Below are 18,041 nucleotides of genomic sequence, written 5' to 3' on the forward strand. Positions count from 1 at the left end.
TTGAGAGGCGTCATGACCCAGTATCTGGATTTCGAAAAACCGCTGGCTGAAATTGAAGGCAAGGCTGAAGAGCTGCGTGCGTTGGCCCGAACCAACGAAGAGATGGACGTAACCGAAGAAGCCGCCGCGTTGGACGCCAAAGCCGCCAAGCTTCTGGATGAGCTTTACGCCGACCTGACCCCATGGCGGAAATGCCAGGTCGCCCGCCACCCGGAACGCCCGCATTGCAGCGATTACGTCGATGCCCTGTTCACCGAATTCACCCCTTTGGCCGGAGATCGCAATTTTGCCGATGATCTGGCCGTGATCGGCGGGCTTGCACGTTTCAACGATCAACCCGTCATGGTGATCGGCCATGAAAAAGGCAGCGATACAAAATCGCGGATCGAACGCAATTTCGGCATGGCCCGTCCCGAAGGCTATCGCAAGGCAGTCCGCCTGATGGAGATGGCCGGTCGGTTTGGCCTACCGGTGATCACTCTGATCGATACCGCCGGCGCCTATCCCGGCAAAGGCGCCGAGGAACGCGGTCAGTCCGAAGCGATTGCCCGGTCGACCCAGATGTGTCTGAAGATCGGCGTGCCCCTGGTGTCGGTCATCATCGGCGAAGGCGGCTCGGGCGGGGCCGTGGCCTTTGCTACCGCCAACCGCGTGGCAATGCTGGAACACTCGGTCTATTCGGTGATCTCGCCGGAAGGTTGCGCATCGATCCTTTGGAAAGATGCAGAAAAGATGCGTGAAGCGGCCGAGGCGCTGCGTCTGACCGCTCAGGATCTTCACAAGCTTGGCGTTTGCGACCGGATCATCCCTGAACCCAAGGGCGGCGCGCATCGCGATCGTCCGGCCGCTGTCGAAGCTGTTCGCGCGGCTCTTACCGATATGCTGGCGGAACTGGACGGCAAAGACGCGGCGACCCTGATACAGGACCGCCGTCAAAAATTCCTCGACATCGGCTCGAAAGGGTTGGCGGCTTAACCGTCAGCCGCCCAACCTGCGCAACAACGCAACCGAAGGTTCTCCGGTGACCGCCAGGCCATTGGCGCTTTGATACGCGCTGATGGCAGACGTCGTGTTTTTGCCGATCACCCCATCCGCGCCTTTCGTATCATACCCTTGGGATGTCAGCCGCCGTTGCAATTCCTTGCGGTCGTCCAATGTCAGACCGTTTTCATCTGGCCCGAACGAGGCCTGAAACGGCGCGCCACTGGCGATTCTGTCCGCCAGATGACCGACCCCGATCGCGTAACTGTCCGAATTGTTATAGCGCTTGATGACCTGAAAATTGCGGAAGACGGCAATGCGCGGCCCGGGTTTCTGTGGTTGCAGCACGGCGACCGGTGTACCGGAAACGGTTCCGACCTCGCCCCCCCAAGGCTGCCCCCGCACCCAGCCTGCGCGCGACAGGTAAGCAGCGGTCGAAGCCAGCGAATCCGTCGGATCGTCCGACCAGATATCGCGCCGCCCGTCGCCGGTGAAATCCACGGCATAGGCAAGGTAGGAGGTTGGAATGAATTGCGTGTGCCCCATCGCACCGGCCCAGCTGCCGGTCATCTTGTCAGGCGTGGTGTCACCATTCTGAAGAATCTTGAGCGCCGCGATCAACTGGCTTTCAAAGAACTGACCACGCCGCCCGTCATAGGCCAGCGTCGACAGAGCTGATACAACGGGCACATCGCCCCGACGCGCGCCATAGCGGCTTTCCAGCCCCCACACTGCAACGACGATTTCCTTGTCTACCCCGTACTGCGCCTCGATCTGCGACAGCGTCCCGTTGTATTGCCGCAGCATCTTCTGGCCGGTGCTGATCCGTTCGTCCGAGGCGGCAATGGCCAGGTAGTCTTCGAGCGAACGCTTGAACTCTACCTGATTGCGGTCACGCTCGATCACATCGGGCAGATACCCTGCACCCTGAAAGGCGCGGTCAATCGTGGATTGTGAAATTCCCTGCGATGCCGCCCTGCCCTTGAATCCGGCAACCCAGGCATCCCAACCCGCGTTGGGAACAGCCCGCATACGCGATGCAGGCGCGCTGGATGGCGCACCGCCACCCGTGCAGGCGGCCAACAATGTTGATCCAAGGCAAATGGAAAAAGTCCGTCGAGTGATCATGGCTGTGGTCTGCTCTTGTTTGTGATTTGCATCAAGAGTAACCCAGTCGGGTTGAACAGGCCAGAACGGTGAAACCTTGCGCAGTGGGCGCGGGAATGTCGGCGGGATGCCGCTCAGCTCACCAGCAAGCGCAATCCCTGCGTCACGTCCGAACGGACCGCCAGGCGCAAGCCCGGTTCGTCCCCGGCCTTGAGGGCAGCAATGATCAGCTTGTGATAATGCGGTGGCTCAGTGCGCCTGAGACGCCCGTAAAGCGCCCTCATCGTCGGCCCGAGTTGCAGCCAGACCGTTTCGGCAATGGCCAGCATCGCGGGCGCCTGAGCCCGCAGGTAAAGGGTGCGGTGAAATTCCAGATTTGAACGGATGTACCCAACCGCGTCCCGCTTGGTCACCATCTCGGCAACGGTCATGTTGATGGTCTGCAACCGGTCGATAAGCGCAATATGCGCCCGGGGCAAAGCCCGGCTGGCCAGCTCGACTTCCAGCAACGCGCGCAACGCCGCCAATTCCTCAATCCGGTCGTTGGTCAATTCAGGTGTCGAGACCCGGCCGGAATTGGAAAGGAACAATGCCCCCTCGGCGGCCAGACGGCGCACGGCCTCTCGCGCCGGGGTCATCGAGACGCCGAATTCCTTGCCGATGCCACGCAAGGTCAGCGCCTGTCCCGGCGCCATCTCACCATGCATGATTCGAGACCTCAGGGCCCGATAAACCCGGTCATGAGTGGCAGTTTGGGTGTCAGACGGGCGTGCGCTCAACATCCGCTTATGTGATCACAAAACAGCGCAAGGTCAACTCGGCTTTGCGTCAAACCTGTAACGATGCAACTCTGCCCCATTGTCTCGCAACCAGCGGCGGGGTTGCTGACAGGGGCCGAAAATGCGTTCCACCTGTTCCCAGAACGCGGGCGAGTGGTTCATCTCGACAAGATGCGCCACTTCATGCGCGGCCACATAGTGCAGCACCTCGGACGGCGCGAGAATGAGCCGCCACGAGAACATCAATCCACCCTGCGAACTGCATGATCCCCAGCGTGACCGCGTGTCGCGCAGGCTGAGCGTGCTGTACGACCGCCCCAGCATTGCCGCGTAATCATCACACGCGCCAATCAATCGGTCTCGCGCCAATTCCTTCAGAAACCGGGCCAATCTGCGCGCCTCGGCCCCTTCGGGCACTGCGACCTCGTCCGCCATCAACTGAACACGCCGACCCTTGGCGGGCACGATTCGCCGGACAACGCCTTCAATCGGTATCTTCTGTCCGAACTGCACCACGGCCGTTTCCGGCCTGTCCTGCAAATGCTGGCGAATCCACTCTTCCTTGGTACGTGCGAAACTCAGCGCCTCGGATTCAGGCACACCGACCGGATAGGTCAGCGTAACCCGGCCGTCCAGCTGAGAAATTCGCAAACTTATGCGCCGCGCCCGGGCGGATTTGCGCAGCCTCAGCGGCACCGGCGGTGTCCCTGGCAATGCGTGCTCTCCCATATCGCGACCTCTCTTGCGCAAAGACTTTGACAGTGCCCTCTGCCTGTGGCAGGTGAGCTGAATCATTTAGACGACTCACCTGATATCAAGGGGATTTGACATGCCCAAGGAAGAATGGGGCGTAAAGCGCGTTTGCCCGACCACCGGTAAGCGATTCTACGACCTGAACAAGGACCCGATCATCAGCCCCTACACTGGCGAGATCGTGGAGCTTGAAACATCCAAAAGCCGCATGATCGCGGCGGATGCAGAAGATGCCGCCTCGGTCAAGGCGCGTGAAAACGCGTCGGACGAGGAGCTGGTACTGGATGACGACGACTCTGTAGACGTCGAACTGGATGATGATCTGCTGGATGACGATGATGACACCAGTGATGACGTTTCGCTGGATGATATCACTGACATGTCTTCGGAAGACGAAAACTGATCAAGTCAAAGGCGACCACAGGGTCGCCTTTTTCGTTCCACGGACAGCTTAGTGCGGAAATTCGCGTTCGATTCCATTTTTGGACTTGCACTCGTCGTCACTGTCTCCTAAACGTCCGTCCACCGCATCCGCGGTACCTGGATGGGGCCTTAGCTCAGTTGGGAGAGCGCTTGCATGGCATGCAAGAGGTCAGGGGTTCGACTCCCCTAGGCTCCACCATCCTTCCAAGATAACCATAGAAACAAGTAACTTCATGGTTTAAAAGGAGTTTTCCAAGGGACTGTTACAGCGAGGTGTTACAGTGAGGACTCTTGAGAAGATGCCTGGACACCCCCGTCTGTATCGCCGTGGATCGACCTATTATCACCGTGCAGCGGTCCCGAAGGACATTGCTGACTCGTACGGAAAGGTCGAAGAAACCTTCTCACTACGCACCAAGAACAGGGCTGAGGCACTCGTTAGGGTCCGTATCGAAGCGGCCCGCATTGATCGCCTTTTTGAGGAACACCGGAGAGCGCTGAGCAGACAAAAGGAGAAGGATGCAGAGGCTCCTCTGGAAGAACTCACCCCCATCCAGATAGCTCGGGCAAAGCAAGCCTACCTGCATCACCTCTTGGATGAGGACGAAGAGGTTCGTCTGGAGGGTTTCGAGGACCCGGACGATCCAGACGAACCCATCGTCTATGAACCGCGCCCGACCTTCGAGGAGTGGCAACAGGTCAACCAAGATATGAACGAGGTCAACCGCGCCAACCTCGCTCGCGGTAAACGTGATGAATTCTTCCGGTCTGAGGCCGACGAGGTTCTCACATGGGAAGGCATTGACCTGAAACTGGCCGAGGGTTCCCTAAGTTGGCCAAGGTTGATAAGGGCGCTCCAAGAGGCATCTGTGGAAGCCCATGCGGCGACGAAGGATAGAGACCTTGGCAACCCAGTTGTTACCCCGCCCTACCCCGAGGTTACACCAAGCGGAACTGACAGTGGCACGGCGGGTCCTCTCCTGTCTGAGGCGGTAACGAGTTGGGAAGCCGAGAAGTCACGAGGCGCATGGTCACCCAAGGTGCGCGATGATCACTTGGCTTGGATGGCCGCTTTCAAGGAGATCGCAGGCGATAAGGCTCTCTCTCAGTACAGCAAAGACGATGCTCGACGTTTCAAGGCAATCCTGCTCAAGCTCCCAGCGAACTGGAAGAAGAAACCCGAGGTCCGAGACCTTTCGATCCTAGAGGCCGCTGATAAGGCCGCTGAGACGGGTATGCCACCGATGAGCAGTGCCACGCTGAACAAAGCCTTGCGCCGGGTCGGTGCCTTCTGGAATTGGGCAGAGGCGCACCATGACGGGATCAGAACCGGGTTATTCAAGGGGTTGACGATCAAAGAGACGGTCAACGCCCGTGAGCAACGCGACCCGTTCAGCACAGACCAGTTGACCAAGCTGTTCAACAGCCCCCTCTACACGGGTTGCCGGTCTGAGCGTTTCTGCGCGGAACCGGGAGATCACTCGATGCGTGGAACCGCACGGTACTGGTTGCCGCTCCTTGGCTTGTTCACCGGGGCAAGGCTAAACGAACTCTGCCAGTTGACCGTCAAGGATGTACGCGAAGATGATGGTATCACGTTCCTAGACATCACAGACGAAGCAGAGGATCAGAAAGTCAAATCTGCGAGCGGGCGGCGTCGAATACCTGTTCATCGGCAACTTGTTGAACTTGGGTTCCTCGAGTTCGTTGATGAGCAACGGGATGCGGGTGAAGTTCAACTCTTCCCTGAACTCAAAGTAGATGCTTCGGGGTATCGCTCGGGGGAGTTTTCAAAGTTCTTTAGCCGTTACCTTGAACGCATCGGCGTGAAGACGGATAGGACATCGTTCCATTCATTCCGTCACAACTTCGAGGACGCCTGCCGGAACGGTCGTGTTCTCCCGCACATCATGAACGCGATACAAGGTCACTCAGAACAAGGCATGGCAGGACGGTATGGCGACGGGGTTTATCGGTTGTCCCTTCTAGTGGAAGCTATTGACTGCATTGAGTATTCAGGATTTGAAGTCGATCACCTTGCAAAAGCATCGACCTTGATTGACGGATAAAGCTCCATTGAGTTTAGCTAGGTTCGTTAGGCCAATATATTTCACAGGGGAAGACTCGATTGTTGAGGATTGAGCAAATGGTAGAAGCAGCAATTATAGCCGCCAGCAATTCTGATGTCCCAATGGGAATGTCTATGATTCTTCCGGCTATTGAAACAACAGCCCGAAAAGCGTTGCGGAAAAAGAAGGTAAGCGGAAGTGAATATAAGAAATTTCTGCGGGACCAATACGCAATTATTGAAGCGTTTATCGGCGCAGGGCTTAACCTTGAAGAAACTGTGTTTCCACCGATTGAGTTGGCTACTGATAACGGTCGAAGATTAGAGACTCCTGATCTTGCGGACTTAATCTACCACGCATTTCGTTGTTCTGCTGCGCATGGGCATGAGTTGACCGAAAAGTTCACCTTTACGCGAAGCGATACTCAAGGTGAGAGTTTATGGCAGATCGATACTCGGGAAGGGCGGATTCACATGCCAGACAAAATTCTCTGGGCTCTGATTGCCGTTGTCGTTTTCAGTGAGGCAAACAAGGAAATCTCCACTAGAACAAACTCATATTTGACCTGGGGCGGTGCGCCTGCCGAACGCGAACCTCCGTACAAGTTTGAAGTTGATGTCTTTTGGGGCGGCGAAAGCGTCGTTCGCAACTTCCTTTCAAAGAGGAACTTGATACGTGTCGCCATAAAGTATGAGCAATGAGACTTGATGTGAAATTTTGTAGATCGGATTTTGCTGGAAAAATTTGTGTGAGTTACAAATACGTGATCCTTCCCCGGTTCCCCCCGTACCCCCTCGCGCACACCCCCCGTGAAACCATAAGGCACCCCCGGGTCACACCGTTCACTCTAGTCACGTGTTAACTTCAGGTGCCACCCCTCAGTTGTCGCGATAGCTACGCCCCCACTTAAACCCAATGCCCAATGCACAGGCTGCACTAGCAAGGGCGGTGTAACCAGCACCCATCTGCCCGGACGAATAGAGGCACACCAACCCGACTATCGCCATCAACCAAGCCTGTGCTTTGTCTGTATTATCCATCGCAGTATTTTCCCCCAATCGCTGAATAGGCTGACTACTTTTTAGGTCCTCAGCCGCATCAACGTCGCAAGCTAATTTGGCGTTTGTATGTCCGTCTGTCGGGAAACCTCATTGCTCTTGAGTGAGGGTGTAACACTCACAACCTTCCTTGACGATTGCAACGACCCTGACTATCTGCTTGAATTGAGCCATCAGAGGAAGGCCAATCAATGAAGCAGTACGTCACCTATCGAAGGGTATCCACGGCAGACCAAGGGCGCTCTGGGCTTGGCCTCGAGGCCCAGACACGGGACATAGACTTGTTCCTGGTTAACTACTCAGACGAACCGTACGAGGTCATAGGGGAATTCACCGACGTACTGAGCGGGGCAGACAATGAGCGCCCGGAGCTAACCAAGGCGATCACCCTAGCGAAGCAGACAGGGGCCGAGTTGCTAGTCGCCAAGTTGGACCGCCTGTCACGCAAGGTATCCTTCATTGCAACGCTGATGGACGACAAGAAGCTGTCCTTGCGTGTCGCTTCGATGCCTCACGCCGACAAGTTCCAGCTACACGTCTATGCGGCTTTGGCGGAACAGGAACGCGAGTTCATATCCAAACGCACCAAGGCAGCGCTACAGGCTGCAAAGGCCCGAGGTCAGAAGCTCGGCGGTGTGCGTGATGCTACGATGAAGCGGAACGAAGCTGTGAAGGCCAACGCTGCCGCAAGGGCTGAGAAGCTGCGGGGCCTTGTGTTGCCCCTGAGGGACGCAGGTAGGTCACTACGGGAGATCGCTGGGGAGCTTGATAAGGCTGGTGTGGCGACCGCGCGGGGTGGTGCTTGGAGTGCTGCTCAGGTGAAACGGATCATCGAGAGATTGGAGGTGAACTCTTAGATTTCAGAGGCGTTCGCGGCTCAATTCGTCCCGTATTGGGCGTGTTCTTGTCCTTTCCTGCGTGGTGGTGTGCTTGTGTAAACTAAGGGCCGTCTTGCCCTCTGTCTCGGCTGGAAAATACATACGATATCGCAAGGGTCAGGATGTCGTAACTATATGAAAATCAACAATTAAATTGTTGACATCGAAGAGTCGCTCGGCCTATTCCGGTGTCACCAACATGCGATGGAAGGATAACGATATGACCCTCAATCACTTCGCGAACACCGAAGAAGCACTCAAGTTCGCCCTCGATGAGAAGATCGCCGATTTGCGAAAAGAACACGCGGCGGCAATGGGATCACTTGCCGATCAGTACAACGACGAGGAGTTCCATGCGTTGGAGGACAAGATCGACGACTTGAAGGTGGTCGGTCGCTCCATGGGCCTGAAGGTTTAACCCCGTCGAGGCAATTACAGCTGACTCCTGAATGAACCCAAAACATCTCGGCTGGTGTTCTGCTGGCCGAGGCTCTGAAAACTCCTAAATCAGCGTTTTGTGGGTCACCCTACCTGACCCCTGTTTTTTACCTCTTATTTCCCAATGAAATCAAAGGCTCACAGCGGCCCAAAAGGCTGGTCGAGGGTCTGCGAGGTCGATGCCATCCGCGTCGTGGAAATCGACGGGAACCCGTGGTTCCAAGATTGGGTCACTCAGTTTGTCCTCCCGTCGATCCGTAAGGACGGTGGATCACCCGACGACTGCCGCTAGAACGAGGGTGCCGGAACTCCATATAATCAATGGGTTGGAATTACAGCTCCCTCATGAGACAGAGAAGAAACGAAAAGTTATACCTATAGTGTACACCCAGAGTACACCTCAAGTTCACTCAGAGTATCTCCTCTGTGATGTTGATCGATGATGGACACAGTTGATGGTCATTCACCGGTCGATGACACGCTAAGTACATCTCGTTGTAAATCAATGGGTTGGAATTACAGCTCCCTCATGAAGAACAGATACCAAAAGTTATACCTATAGTTACACGATCAGGTTCCTCTCAGGGCTTCACAGTTCCCTATCAGTGTACCTCCGGTGCAGTGACCATCAATGATCAACCATCTACTGTGATCATCAACCAACCACTGTGACCATCAATCCTAATTCCTATACCACATCGATCTCTGGTCCTTGGTCGATGCTGGTTCAGGTCTCACACGCATCCTTGTCGTAACTGACGGGTCGATGCAGTGAGACCTTTTAACCGTTTCACCTCGCCCGTGATGTCTGTTGTCAGCTTGGCACATGGGCGGGGTGGTGGGGGTCTCTGTTCCTTCCGACTGTATCGCAGAGACCCCCTCAGTAACCCTCAACGTACAACTCAACGCACAACTCAACGAGGCCACCATGACCATCTGCGCCTCAGTTACATGCACCAACCCATTACCTGCCTTTGAGTACACCGAGAGACCACCTCAGCGATGGGGCCTATGTTCCCGCTGTCGGGGGGTCGTCCAGAACCGAGGAGTTGCTCTCGGTGGCTACATCCCCGGTGGAGCGATCAACGCCGTTGCACGGTCGGTGATGAAGCAGACCAAACCGACACCACAGGAGATCGCTGAGGCCGTCCGGTTAACCCGAGGCACACGTCATCGTGTCGGTGATTGGTCTGATCGCCCGACATATCGCATGGCTGTACTGAGACACGGCAGGGCAAGGGAGAGGTTGCCACACCTCCTCATCGGTAGACGACACGTGCCGAACGCGTCAGCCATTGTCAGGTCCTTCGTCCACTACGTTCTGGCCCGCGAGTTCCTCGGTACTGGTCATCGCTATCAAGTCTACCTCGTTGGCGGTACGTTCATGGGTCGCCAAGGGCTTTGTGTCCCGCCTGGTCGCAAGGATGAGGTGCTGACCGGCGATGTCCAATACTCGAAGTATCGCCTGAGTTACAACGACTTCGCCATTATAGGCACACACACGCTCAAGGCCGCTGAGAAGCTCGGTCTGCGTCGATCTGATCGAGACCTAACCGCATTCATAGCGGTTGCCTACGGTCGTCTCCTCGCCTCTGGTGAGGCATTCCCTCCGGTCTCCGTTCCCATTCGATCTATGAAGACGGACATGCTCGGTGACAGCCTGTTCGATCACGTCCTACCGAGGTCCCCAGCGATACCCCCGAGATATCACAAGATGATCCGCAGGTCGTCGGGTCTGATCGCCGGAAAATGGCCCGAGGGCATCGACCCCGTGTCCGATCCGGCACCCCGACCGACACCCCCTCCACGGCCAGCACCACCCCCGATGCCATCTACCGATTGGCTGTTTGTTGACAATTAAGGACCGTCACCATGCCCAGATTGAAACCCAAGAAGCCACCCCGGCAGATGTACCTCAAGACCTGCAACGCATGTGGTGAAGAACACGAGACCCACAAGCCCAAAGCCTCGAGGTGCGACCCATGCATCACTGAGAACCGCAGGATTACCTACAAGTCCTGCATCTCCTGCGGTGTGAAGTTCCCCGCTCCATTCGGCGATGAATACAACTGCCTATCCTGTGCCGAAGCTCATGGGATTGGGCAGGTAGAACTCACCCCAGAACAACGCGAAGCACTCAAGGCAGAAGAGACGCTCGCTCGATGGAAGAACAAGGTCGCGACCCTCGAGGCAGCACTCGACGAACGCAGCAACGCAAAACCCAAAGGGACACGAAAGTTGAGCAACAAGGTAAAGGAAAGCGCCATCGGCGTGGCATGGCTCGAGTTGTGCGCAAGGGACGGACAGGTCTCCGCGCTGTCGCAATTGCATGAGCGCGATATCGATGAAGACACAAAGCTGCGTCTGGTGATGGCGTTCACCCGTCTCCGCCTGAAAGGCTACGCATTGGATGCACTGGCTCAGTTATGCCCTGTTCACCTGATGTCCCTCGATGATGACAAGGCGATCACTGGTCTGCCCCTCGTCGAGACCCCACCCACACCCCAGGAATTGACCGAGATTGAACTCGGTCTCCACTAATCCCTCTAACCCCCAATCAAAAGGACCCATGAAACATGGTTGATAGAGTAACCCTCGGTGGTGGTGATGCCACCGTTCAGACGATGATCTCCTCCAAGGAACACGCCTCAAGCACAGACTACGTGAGTAGTGCCGTCACCGTCCGCAACACGAACAACATCCAGCGCGAGGTCCACTCACAGAGTGATCTCAGCGACACCGACGTGATCAATGTTCAGGGCATGTCGATGAAGGTCGCCCAGGCTAAAGAGCTTGGCCTGTTGAACACCGTCTTTGATGAAGGTCTGTCTTTCGGTGCTGCTCAACGTGCCGCGCAGGATCACCAGTCGCAGACGCCGGAGACCCCTGAGGAGGCCCCACGTAGCGACACAGGGTTTCCCGAGTTCGACACCGTGGTTGATGGTCTCAACGCCGCTCTCGACGACGAGATCATGACGATGGGCGAGGCTCAGGTATACGAAACAGCTTTCGGTCAGATAGCTATGTCAGGTATGTCGGTCGATGAGGTTACTGAAACCATGCGCGGTCTGGCTGATGGGTCGGTATCGGAGATAGACGTGGATGGTAGCACTCGCGCCATGTTTGCGAATGTTCAAAGCACGGTCACCGAGGCTGCAACACAGAGCGCAATGCAGGAACTCGGCCCGGATGGCTTCGACTTCCTGAAGCAAGCAGCCTTCACAAACCCCGGTGTTGACCGCGTGGTCCGCCAGTTCGCCGTAGATCGAGCAGCGGGTCGCGCTGATGGCATCACGTGGACCGAGTTCGCTCAGCACATCCGCGAACAACTTGGTCACTGACCTTCGGCATCAGCACGAATGACCGATCTATCAGACATGGTTTGGGACACAGACATCGATCTGGTCCTGAACCGTATCCAACCCCGCACCTGCGCTGACCCCGAGTACTTCTATGCAACAGTCGATCTGATTGAAGATGGTCGGTCACCAACAGGGACGGGAAGGCTGACCATGAGTGAACTCCAAGCATGGGCAGAGCGTGTGAAGACAGGACCAAACACCAATGTTGAACATCAAGAGAGCCGACACCTACCTGCGAACATCGTTGTTCGCCACGTTGCCCCGCGAGAAGACCACCGGCCTATTCGTCAGATACACCCATCACCCACCTGACCCACGCATCGACGCGACAATCATCGATGTCGAACACGCCAAGACTGGTCGCTTCGGGATTGGCTGGCACTTTTTGGTGCTGGTCGATGGTACGGTCGAACTCTGTAGGCACCCCCTGACATGCGGCGCAGTCGGTCGAGACAACTTCACAAGAAGTCATATCCAGATCGGCGTGGTCGGTGGACGGGATCGTGAGACAGGCAAGTTCTCCGAGACCCTCACAGATACCCAGCGTGAAGCACTCGAGGCTCTCTACCAGAAACTCGCGGATACACTCGGTGTACCCCTCGAGATCGACGAAAGCCTCGAGAAGTTCACCACCGTGCAGCATGACCAAGACGAAGCCGCAGAGGCCGAACTCGAAGAACGCCTCGACCGCAACGAGGCGATGACCACAGGCGTCTACTGACGACGCCCAAGAACAACAAAAAGAAAGCTGACCCCATGAAGGACCAAACCGAAACACCCGAGGCAACACGCAGATGCCGTTTGTGCGCAGGCCCGATACCGGCTCATAAACATCGCAGCGCGGTCTATTGCCACAAGAATTGCAATCGCAAAGCTGTGTATCACCGGAAGACCCCCGAGGAACGCGCTGAGATCAACAAGAGATCGAACCAAAGGCGCTATGTCAAAGACCTGCTGCCCCGCATTCAGTTGCTCAAGCAGGTAGCCTCAGAGTTACACGCAGGCAGCGACGTGGGTTACGCCATCGCCGCATTGGTTCACCGACAGACGATAACCGATTGGCGGTGGTCGCTTGCCATCGGCTACGCCCAATCTCAGGAAGCTCTGGTTCATCTTGTGGGTGGCCCTGAGTACCTTGAGGAGATCATCGAGGAAGAACTAGAGGCCGTCGCGCTTCACTGAGGCGCTGTCCGAAGGCGCTCGTTAAATCCCGCGTTTCCCGGCGAAACGTACAATCACCCATTCCCACGGAAAATCAGAAAACTAAGGTTGAGAAAGTCTGTTCCCTCAAAGGGTTACAGGAGGCGTTCTCACGTCCGCAGCTTTCCGACCACCCCCGCAATCAAGGAATCTAGCAAATGTCCGTAGAGACACTCCCTGCATCCGCCAAAAAGGCGACCCAACATTTCGTTGAGAACAGCAAGCTCCGCAAAGGTAAACGCCGAGATGCGTTGATCGACCAGATCGCACAAGCCAAGCGACCTATGGTTCACGCCAAGAAACTCTTGGACACCTTCGGCAAACCCAAGCCCGCATCGCTGACCACCAAAGAGTTCGAGCGGTTGTTCGTTGAACACGTAGCCAAGTCAGGCTTGCCCGATCCAACCATCTTGCCAATGATCAAGAAAGCGAAGCTGCGGGCTTATCGCCGAGACCTGACATTGGATCAGGCCAAGCACATCCTCAAGATCGCTGGTCATGTATTCAATGGTCGCTGCCAAGATGAGATTGACCAGAGCCGGGACGCTGCTCGGCTTGCTCTGGGGTTGGACCCCTATGTCAAACCAGAGATCACCGCCAAGAAACCCGACGTTCGCCCCAGCATGCCCGAAGACAAAGTTGCTGATGCGATTGGCTATGTCGAGGCCACGGCGTCGGACACGGCTCGACGGTTCTACGCCAAGGCTATCGCTGAGAATGCTCGAGGTGAACTTACGGTCCACCGGGCAGACCAGATCGCCAGACTTATCAATGTTCGATGAACCGTCATCACTACCAACAACAACGACACAAGGACCCAGAAACAATGACATCCAAAACCAACACCACACCGCAACCGCTGACTGATGACGCCGAAAGCTGGAAGCGAACCCTGTCGATCCTCGCAGGTATCCGTCAGGTTGCCAAAGAGATGCGCGAGGAGGCCGAACAGATCGAGGTTGCACACCCGAACCAAATGCGGAAACCGGGTTACGGTGAACGTGTCGATATCGTCTCCATCCTCAACAAGACCTACGCGTTCATGTCCACGGATATCCGCCGGGTTGCTCGCAGTAGCAGTTTGACCATGCCGGAGGACCTGTGTTGATCAATGCTAGAACCCAAGGACACGCTACGCTGACCCTCATGCGGCTCAGAGAGAACCTATCAGCGTCCTTAAGTGACGCTGAGGCCGCAGGGCCTGCGGGTATCACATATGTCCTGCAGCAACCCTCTGGTGCCGTGTACACCGACAGGGCAGGTGCATGGACCTTCGATCTTTCATTGGCTCGGGGGTTCCAGCAAGGTGCCGCCCCGATCCTCGGCGCTCGCGTTATGGAAGTTGAGGCGGCTCGTGCGGTCATCGTTGCGGGGCTGAAAGATCATTTGTCGCAAATCGACGAGTTGCTCGAGGTATCGAAGGGAACACGCTCAGTCTAACTCGAGGTTATACCACAGGAAGACATCCATGGGCTGGCATGCTGCTATCTCGTTGATTCTTCCTGTGGTTGATGATCACATGCCAATATGGAACAGATCGATTTTTTTCTACCCGTTTTGTTGACGCTCTACCTCGGGCTGGCCGCGTTGTTTTTCCCCGTTTTTAGCTTCCTTTTTTACCGTCGAGGGCGCAAGCTGAGAGATCAAACCGAAGCCATAAACCAGAGGCTTGAGCAAGCCCGCACCGAATGCGACGCGCGACTTACTGAGCTACAGGCTGAACACAAAGAGGATGTCGAACGGTATGCCGCGATCATCAGCATCGAGGATGAGATTGCTCGTCTAGAAGATGAACGCACAACCCGTGTTCAAGACATCGAACAACAGACCCAAGCGCTCAGCGAAACGGTTAAGAGCAAGGAGGAGGAAATCGAAACCCTCCGTTCGTCATACAAGGAGAAGCGCGTCACTTACGACCGCTTGAAGCGGGAACTTTCAATCTTTGATGAGCGGCTATCCCTCGCAGGACTCGGGGTCTACGAGCCTCATTTCGACTATGGGGACAGTGAAGCGTTCAAAGAGGCGATTAAGGCGATCAGGGAAGAGCAAAAGGCCATGGTCGCTAGTAAGACTGCCGTGTTCTGCTTGAAGGAATGGACGGTTGATGGGAGCAAGAGCAAGGGGGAAACCATGGTCAACCGTGCAGTGCGCCTTACACTCCGAGCGTTCAACAATGAGTGTGAAGCGGCCATCGCAAATACCCGGTGGAACAACGTCCAGGCGATGGAGAAACGGATCGAGCGGGCCAAGACCGCCATCAACAAGTTGAATGCCTCGAACAGCGTGATCATCTCGGATGATTACCATCAGGCCAAGCTGAAAGAACTCCGGCTCACGCACGAATACCGAGAGACCCTCAAGCGTGAACGTGAAGAACGCGCCGAGGCAGCGCGGTTGGAGCGGGAAGAGAAACGACTACAGCAACAAGCCAAAGCTGCGGAGAAAGAAGAACAGCGTTATCAGAAGCTACTTGAGAAAGCCCGTACTGAGGCGGGTGTGATCTCCTCCGATGAACACGAGGCAAAGATCAGGGAACTCGAAGAGCAACTGGCAGCAGCCCGTGAGGAGACTGAGCGAGCCAAAGCGATGGCCGAGCAAACAAGAAGCGGCTTCGTCTATGTGATCTCGAACATAGGATCATTTGGGGATGATATCGTGAAAATCGGGTTGACCAGACGCCTCGATCCTGCCGACCGCGTAAGGGAACTTGGGGACGCTTCAGTGCCGTTCTTGTTCGATACACATGCAATGATCTACTCAGAAGAAGCCCCAGCACTTGAGGCAGCGCTGCACGCCGAATTCGGTGCGCGGAGGGTTAACGCTGCGAACATGCGAAAGGAGTTCTTTCGGGTGACGCTAGAAGAGGTCGAGGAGGCCGTCAGGCGTTTGGCACCTGATGCAGACTTCCACACTGACGTTGAAGCCCAGGAATACTTTGAGACGCTCGCAAGGCGGCAGGAGCTAGCTGAGAAACTGGCGAAAGAGGAAGCTGAGGCGCTACCGCTAGAAATCTAACGGATTGACGTTCAAATATTCGACCACCACATAACACCAGGAATGCTTCGTTGTTCAAAGGAAACATATCACCGCTGCGGCCCGCGCTCTAGATTGTGCAAAGTACCCGTAGGGGGCTACGGGCAATTGGAGACAACTGTAGCGCAATCTCGGTTGAGACGGGCGGAGTACTGCAGGTAAAAGGCAAGCTCTCGTAAAGCTGCCGAACGGCAGAATCCACTAAATTTCTGCATCTGTGTCTCGAATAAGGCACCCGTCGACTCCGCGGTTAAATCACTTGGAGCAGGTCATCTTGCTGCACGCCTTTACACCGTAGCTTGCCAAACAATCCACGAATGTCTTGTGTCTTAGCCGCAATGACCAACCCCACTACGTTCAAGAATTGCCCAGAATTGGTCCTCTGACAAAATCTCAATACCGAAGCCTTTTTCTTTTAAACCCTCGGCCTTGCAGTGTTTGTTGCTTTTATTGTTCAAGACCATTGGCGATTCTTGGGTTCCGACAACCAGTATAGTCGTCTTCTTTGTTACAGATGGGCACACACCGGCACCAAGCCCGTTAACCATTTCAGCGGCTTGAGTACGGACAACACTCAGCGATCCGGTGAAGCAGATCATTTCGCCAGAAAGCGGACCGCCTTCTTCGCCGATCATTTGCAATTGCTGGCGGTAGTTACGTTGCTGAGAAAGCGGTTGATATGCTCGCTGAAGCATTTGCTCGAAATCCATTTCTAGCTTTTCAGCCGCGAGCAAGATTGCTTGTGCGAGCACCTGGGCATCGCTTCCGGCGTCGTGCGCTTGAAGTTTAAGGCCCAAGGTGTCTGCGACTAAACCAAGGTTGTACTTTTGCTTGAAATGTTCTGGCCAAGCCCTTCGCACGATCCGCTGACCGTTAACCCAAGGCATTTCGGTCACAAATGAAGTGTTTGCGTCATCGTCGTCAGCGAGATCAAATGCTGCTTGGTCGAATAGCCCATAGCTGATCACCGGTACCGAGTTCATCATCTCATGAAATGCGTGCCTCACATCCGCGAAGGTTGGCGCTCCTTCAACATCGGATTCAGTTATTCCGTGGATGGATTTGTTGAACGGGTCAAAATAGGTCTGAGGATCAATCAGAAGGCTTTCATTCTGTACGATTTGGCCATCATTCACGAGTGACCAGCCGATCTGGCAGATCGAACTCTTGTCCCAATTTGCGGTTTCTACGTCAACGGCAACGAAATCCATTTTCAGACCACCTTTAGCTCGACCGAAACCGTTGGAGCCTCTGTCTGCCGTTTACGATAACTGTCGTATGCACCTTGGAGATAGACACGCGTACGCAAGAAAATTCGCCAAAGACCGTACATCTCGCCTTCTGAGTATCGGTGCCTTTTTCCCTGATATTCTTGGGCGAATTGCAATTCTGGATGGCCACCGAACTCTTCAAACGAGACTGATTTTGTCTGGAGCAAATGCCAGTATGTACTACTTCGAGCACGGCAGATATGAAGCTGCGCGGCGTCTTTGAGAAACTGGACGAAATCCTGGTCATCGAGATCGTAGTCGAAGTCAGTGACTGACAACAAAAATGCGTCGTCAAAATCGGATAAATGCCCTGGTCCAGACCGCGACCAGACCCAAGGCTGGGGAACGCGCTCCGGCAAGAACTGCGCGGAGGATTTTTTGCCTTCATCACGGGATTTCTTGTGTATCTTTTCTACCCGGTTCTTTTCGCGTTTCAGGGCTTCAATCCAGATTTGCTGCTCAGCAGTCACGTCGCACCTTAATTCCTTTACTTTGGTTCCTGATAGCACAACAAGTTCGGCTCTGGCCAACCCTGTCGCGAAAGCACCCAGCCTTTTTACCTCATAGTGCTGCAAAGGTTTTCACTACTGGCAGTCCCGTCATATTGGCCATGACACTCGCACAACCTGATTATTAACGGCCAGAAGGCGAAGCCGCGAGTTGGTCCCGGTGAATACCGGTGGTGGAAC

19 protein-coding genes and 1 tRNA gene are annotated in these 18,041 nt (G+C 55.4%); 15 read left to right on the forward strand and 5 right to left on the reverse strand.

The window, feature by feature from the left end:
• The first annotated feature begins 12 nt into the window (after positions 1 to 12).
• Positions 13 to 975: an acetyl-CoA carboxylase carboxyltransferase subunit alpha gene (locus FIU92_RS13125; RefSeq protein WP_152459042.1), complete on the forward strand. Its 963-nt coding sequence runs from the start codon at positions 13 to 15 to the stop codon at positions 973 to 975.
• Positions 976 to 978: 3 nt separating this feature from the next.
• Here the strand turns inward: FIU92_RS13125 and FIU92_RS13130 are convergent, their stop codons facing one another.
• The 3 genes from FIU92_RS13130 to FIU92_RS13140 all read right to left on the reverse strand — a co-directional run bounded on the left by FIU92_RS13130 (position 979) and on the right by FIU92_RS13140 (position 3,596).
• A complete protein-coding gene (locus FIU92_RS13130) occupies positions 979 to 2,109 on the reverse strand; it encodes a lytic murein transglycosylase (RefSeq protein ID WP_152459043.1) in 1,131 nt (376 codons plus the stop codon).
• Between the two features lie 113 nt (positions 2,110 to 2,222).
• Positions 2,223 to 2,870 carry a GntR family transcriptional regulator gene (locus FIU92_RS13135; protein WP_152459044.1) on the reverse strand — a complete coding sequence of 216 codons (648 nt, stop codon included), beginning with the start codon at positions 2,868 to 2,870 and terminating at the stop codon, positions 2,223 to 2,225.
• Between the two features lie 30 nt (positions 2,871 to 2,900).
• A complete protein-coding gene (locus tag FIU92_RS13140; RefSeq protein WP_253282570.1) occupies positions 2,901 to 3,596 on the reverse strand; it encodes a M48 family metallopeptidase in 696 nt (231 codons plus the stop codon).
• 100 nt (positions 3,597 to 3,696) lie between these two features.
• Between FIU92_RS13140 and FIU92_RS13145 the strand changes: the two genes are divergently transcribed.
• The 14 genes from FIU92_RS13145 to FIU92_RS13210 all read left to right on the forward strand — a co-directional run bounded on the left by FIU92_RS13145 (position 3,697) and on the right by FIU92_RS13210 (position 16,063).
• A complete protein-coding gene (locus tag FIU92_RS13145; protein ID WP_152459046.1) occupies positions 3,697 to 4,023 on the forward strand; it encodes a TIGR02300 family protein in 327 nt (108 codons plus the stop codon).
• Positions 4,024 to 4,166: 143 nt separating this feature from the next.
• A tRNA-Ala gene (locus FIU92_RS13150) sits at positions 4,167 to 4,242 on the forward strand.
• 100 nt (positions 4,243 to 4,342) lie between these two features.
• Positions 4,343 to 6,112 (forward strand): site-specific integrase, encoded by a 1,770-nt coding sequence (locus tag FIU92_RS13155; RefSeq protein WP_152459047.1) that lies wholly within the window; start codon positions 4,343 to 4,345, stop codon positions 6,110 to 6,112.
• 77 nt (positions 6,113 to 6,189) lie between these two features.
• Positions 6,190 to 6,813 (forward strand): hypothetical protein, encoded by a 624-nt coding sequence (locus FIU92_RS13160; protein WP_152459048.1) that lies wholly within the window; start codon positions 6,190 to 6,192, stop codon positions 6,811 to 6,813.
• 548 nt (positions 6,814 to 7,361) lie between these two features.
• Positions 7,362 to 8,027 (forward strand): recombinase family protein, encoded by a 666-nt coding sequence (locus tag FIU92_RS13165; RefSeq protein ID WP_152459049.1) that lies wholly within the window; start codon positions 7,362 to 7,364, stop codon positions 8,025 to 8,027.
• Between the two features lie 241 nt (positions 8,028 to 8,268).
• Positions 8,269 to 8,466 carry a hypothetical protein gene (locus FIU92_RS13170; protein WP_152459050.1) on the forward strand — a complete coding sequence of 66 codons (198 nt, stop codon included), beginning with the start codon at positions 8,269 to 8,271 and terminating at the stop codon, positions 8,464 to 8,466.
• Between the two features lie 1,892 nt (positions 8,467 to 10,358).
• Complete coding sequence (locus tag FIU92_RS13175) at positions 10,359 to 11,027, forward strand: hypothetical protein (protein WP_152459051.1); 669 nt, start codon at positions 10,359 to 10,361, stop codon at positions 11,025 to 11,027.
• 35 nt (positions 11,028 to 11,062) lie between these two features.
• The gene (locus FIU92_RS13180; RefSeq protein WP_152459052.1) at positions 11,063 to 11,827 is read left to right on the forward strand and encodes a hypothetical protein; all 765 of its coding nucleotides are present in this window, start codon (positions 11,063 to 11,065) and stop codon (positions 11,825 to 11,827) included.
• A 223-nt stretch (positions 11,828 to 12,050) separates the two neighbouring features.
• Positions 12,051 to 12,569: an N-acetylmuramoyl-L-alanine amidase gene (locus FIU92_RS13185; RefSeq protein WP_152459053.1), complete on the forward strand. Its 519-nt coding sequence runs from the start codon at positions 12,051 to 12,053 to the stop codon at positions 12,567 to 12,569.
• A 155-nt stretch (positions 12,570 to 12,724) separates the two neighbouring features.
• Positions 12,725 to 13,030 carry a hypothetical protein gene (locus FIU92_RS13190; protein WP_172978496.1) on the forward strand — a complete coding sequence of 102 codons (306 nt, stop codon included), beginning with the start codon at positions 12,725 to 12,727 and terminating at the stop codon, positions 13,028 to 13,030.
• Positions 13,031 to 13,206: 176 nt separating this feature from the next.
• Positions 13,207 to 13,830, forward strand: a complete 624-nt coding sequence (locus tag FIU92_RS13195; RefSeq protein ID WP_152459055.1) for a hypothetical protein — start codon at positions 13,207 to 13,209, stop codon at positions 13,828 to 13,830.
• Between the two features lie 44 nt (positions 13,831 to 13,874).
• Positions 13,875 to 14,156, forward strand: a complete 282-nt coding sequence (locus FIU92_RS13200; RefSeq protein WP_152459056.1) for a hypothetical protein — start codon at positions 13,875 to 13,877, stop codon at positions 14,154 to 14,156.
• Positions 14,157 to 14,194: 38 nt separating this feature from the next.
• Positions 14,195 to 14,488, forward strand: a complete 294-nt coding sequence (locus FIU92_RS13205; protein ID WP_152459057.1) for a hypothetical protein — start codon at positions 14,195 to 14,197, stop codon at positions 14,486 to 14,488.
• An 87-nt stretch (positions 14,489 to 14,575) separates the two neighbouring features.
• Positions 14,576 to 16,063 (forward strand): DUF4041 domain-containing protein, encoded by a 1,488-nt coding sequence (locus FIU92_RS13210; protein WP_152459058.1) that lies wholly within the window; start codon positions 14,576 to 14,578, stop codon positions 16,061 to 16,063.
• Positions 16,064 to 16,410: 347 nt separating this feature from the next.
• Here FIU92_RS13210 and FIU92_RS13215 read toward each other — a convergent pair whose 3' ends face one another.
• Both FIU92_RS13215 and FIU92_RS13220 read right to left on the reverse strand, forming a co-directional pair.
• Positions 16,411 to 17,292 carry an exonuclease domain-containing protein gene (locus FIU92_RS13215; protein ID WP_152459059.1) on the reverse strand — a complete coding sequence of 294 codons (882 nt, stop codon included), beginning with the start codon at positions 17,290 to 17,292 and terminating at the stop codon, positions 16,411 to 16,413.
• Positions 17,293 to 17,294: 2 nt separating this feature from the next.
• A complete protein-coding gene (locus FIU92_RS13220) occupies positions 17,295 to 17,927 on the reverse strand; it encodes a hypothetical protein (RefSeq protein ID WP_152459060.1) in 633 nt (210 codons plus the stop codon).
• Between the last annotated feature and the right edge of the window lie 114 nt (positions 17,928 to 18,041).

Source organism: Ruegeria sp. THAF33 (assembly GCF_009363615.1).
In the GTDB taxonomy this organism is placed as follows: Bacteria; Pseudomonadota; Alphaproteobacteria; order Rhodobacterales; family Rhodobacteraceae; genus Ruegeria.

What these genes read in the sequence shown, in the direction of transcription:
- FIU92_RS13175 (WP_152459051.1), top strand. Translation starts at nt 10,359, where the DNA reads ATGCCCAGATTGAAACCCAAGAAGCCACCCCGGCAGATGTACCTCAAG.
- FIU92_RS13195 (WP_152459055.1), top strand. Translation starts at nt 13,207, where the DNA reads ATGTCCGTAGAGACACTCCCTGCATCCGCCAAAAAGGCGACCCAACAT.
- FIU92_RS13135 (WP_152459044.1), bottom strand. Translation starts at nt 2,870, where the DNA reads ATGTTGAGCGCACGCCCGTCTGACACCCAAACTGCCACTCATGACCGG.
- FIU92_RS13130 (WP_152459043.1), bottom strand. Translation starts at nt 2,109, where the DNA reads ATGATCACTCGACGGACTTTTTCCATTTGCCTTGGATCAACATTGTTG.
- FIU92_RS13200 (WP_152459056.1), top strand. Translation starts at nt 13,875, where the DNA reads ATGACATCCAAAACCAACACCACACCGCAACCGCTGACTGATGACGCC.
- FIU92_RS13145 (WP_152459046.1), top strand. Translation starts at nt 3,697, where the DNA reads ATGCCCAAGGAAGAATGGGGCGTAAAGCGCGTTTGCCCGACCACCGGT.
- FIU92_RS13215 (WP_152459059.1), bottom strand. Translation starts at nt 17,292, where the DNA reads ATGGATTTCGTTGCCGTTGACGTAGAAACCGCAAATTGGGACAAGAGT.
- FIU92_RS13165 (WP_152459049.1), top strand. Translation starts at nt 7,362, where the DNA reads ATGAAGCAGTACGTCACCTATCGAAGGGTATCCACGGCAGACCAAGGG.
- FIU92_RS13185 (WP_152459053.1), top strand. Translation starts at nt 12,051, where the DNA reads ATGTTGAACATCAAGAGAGCCGACACCTACCTGCGAACATCGTTGTTC.
- FIU92_RS13160 (WP_152459048.1), top strand. Translation starts at nt 6,190, where the DNA reads ATGGTAGAAGCAGCAATTATAGCCGCCAGCAATTCTGATGTCCCAATG.
- FIU92_RS13170 (WP_152459050.1), top strand. Translation starts at nt 8,269, where the DNA reads ATGACCCTCAATCACTTCGCGAACACCGAAGAAGCACTCAAGTTCGCC.
- FIU92_RS13140 (WP_253282570.1), bottom strand. Translation starts at nt 3,596, where the DNA reads ATGGGAGAGCACGCATTGCCAGGGACACCGCCGGTGCCGCTGAGGCTG.
- FIU92_RS13205 (WP_152459057.1), top strand. Translation starts at nt 14,195, where the DNA reads ATGCGGCTCAGAGAGAACCTATCAGCGTCCTTAAGTGACGCTGAGGCC.
- FIU92_RS13155 (WP_152459047.1), top strand. Translation starts at nt 4,343, where the DNA reads ATGCCTGGACACCCCCGTCTGTATCGCCGTGGATCGACCTATTATCAC.
- FIU92_RS13210 (WP_152459058.1), top strand. Translation starts at nt 14,576, where the DNA reads ATGGAACAGATCGATTTTTTTCTACCCGTTTTGTTGACGCTCTACCTC.
- FIU92_RS13180 (WP_152459052.1), top strand. Translation starts at nt 11,063, where the DNA reads ATGGTTGATAGAGTAACCCTCGGTGGTGGTGATGCCACCGTTCAGACG.
- FIU92_RS13125 (WP_152459042.1), top strand. Translation starts at nt 13, where the DNA reads ATGACCCAGTATCTGGATTTCGAAAAACCGCTGGCTGAAATTGAAGGC.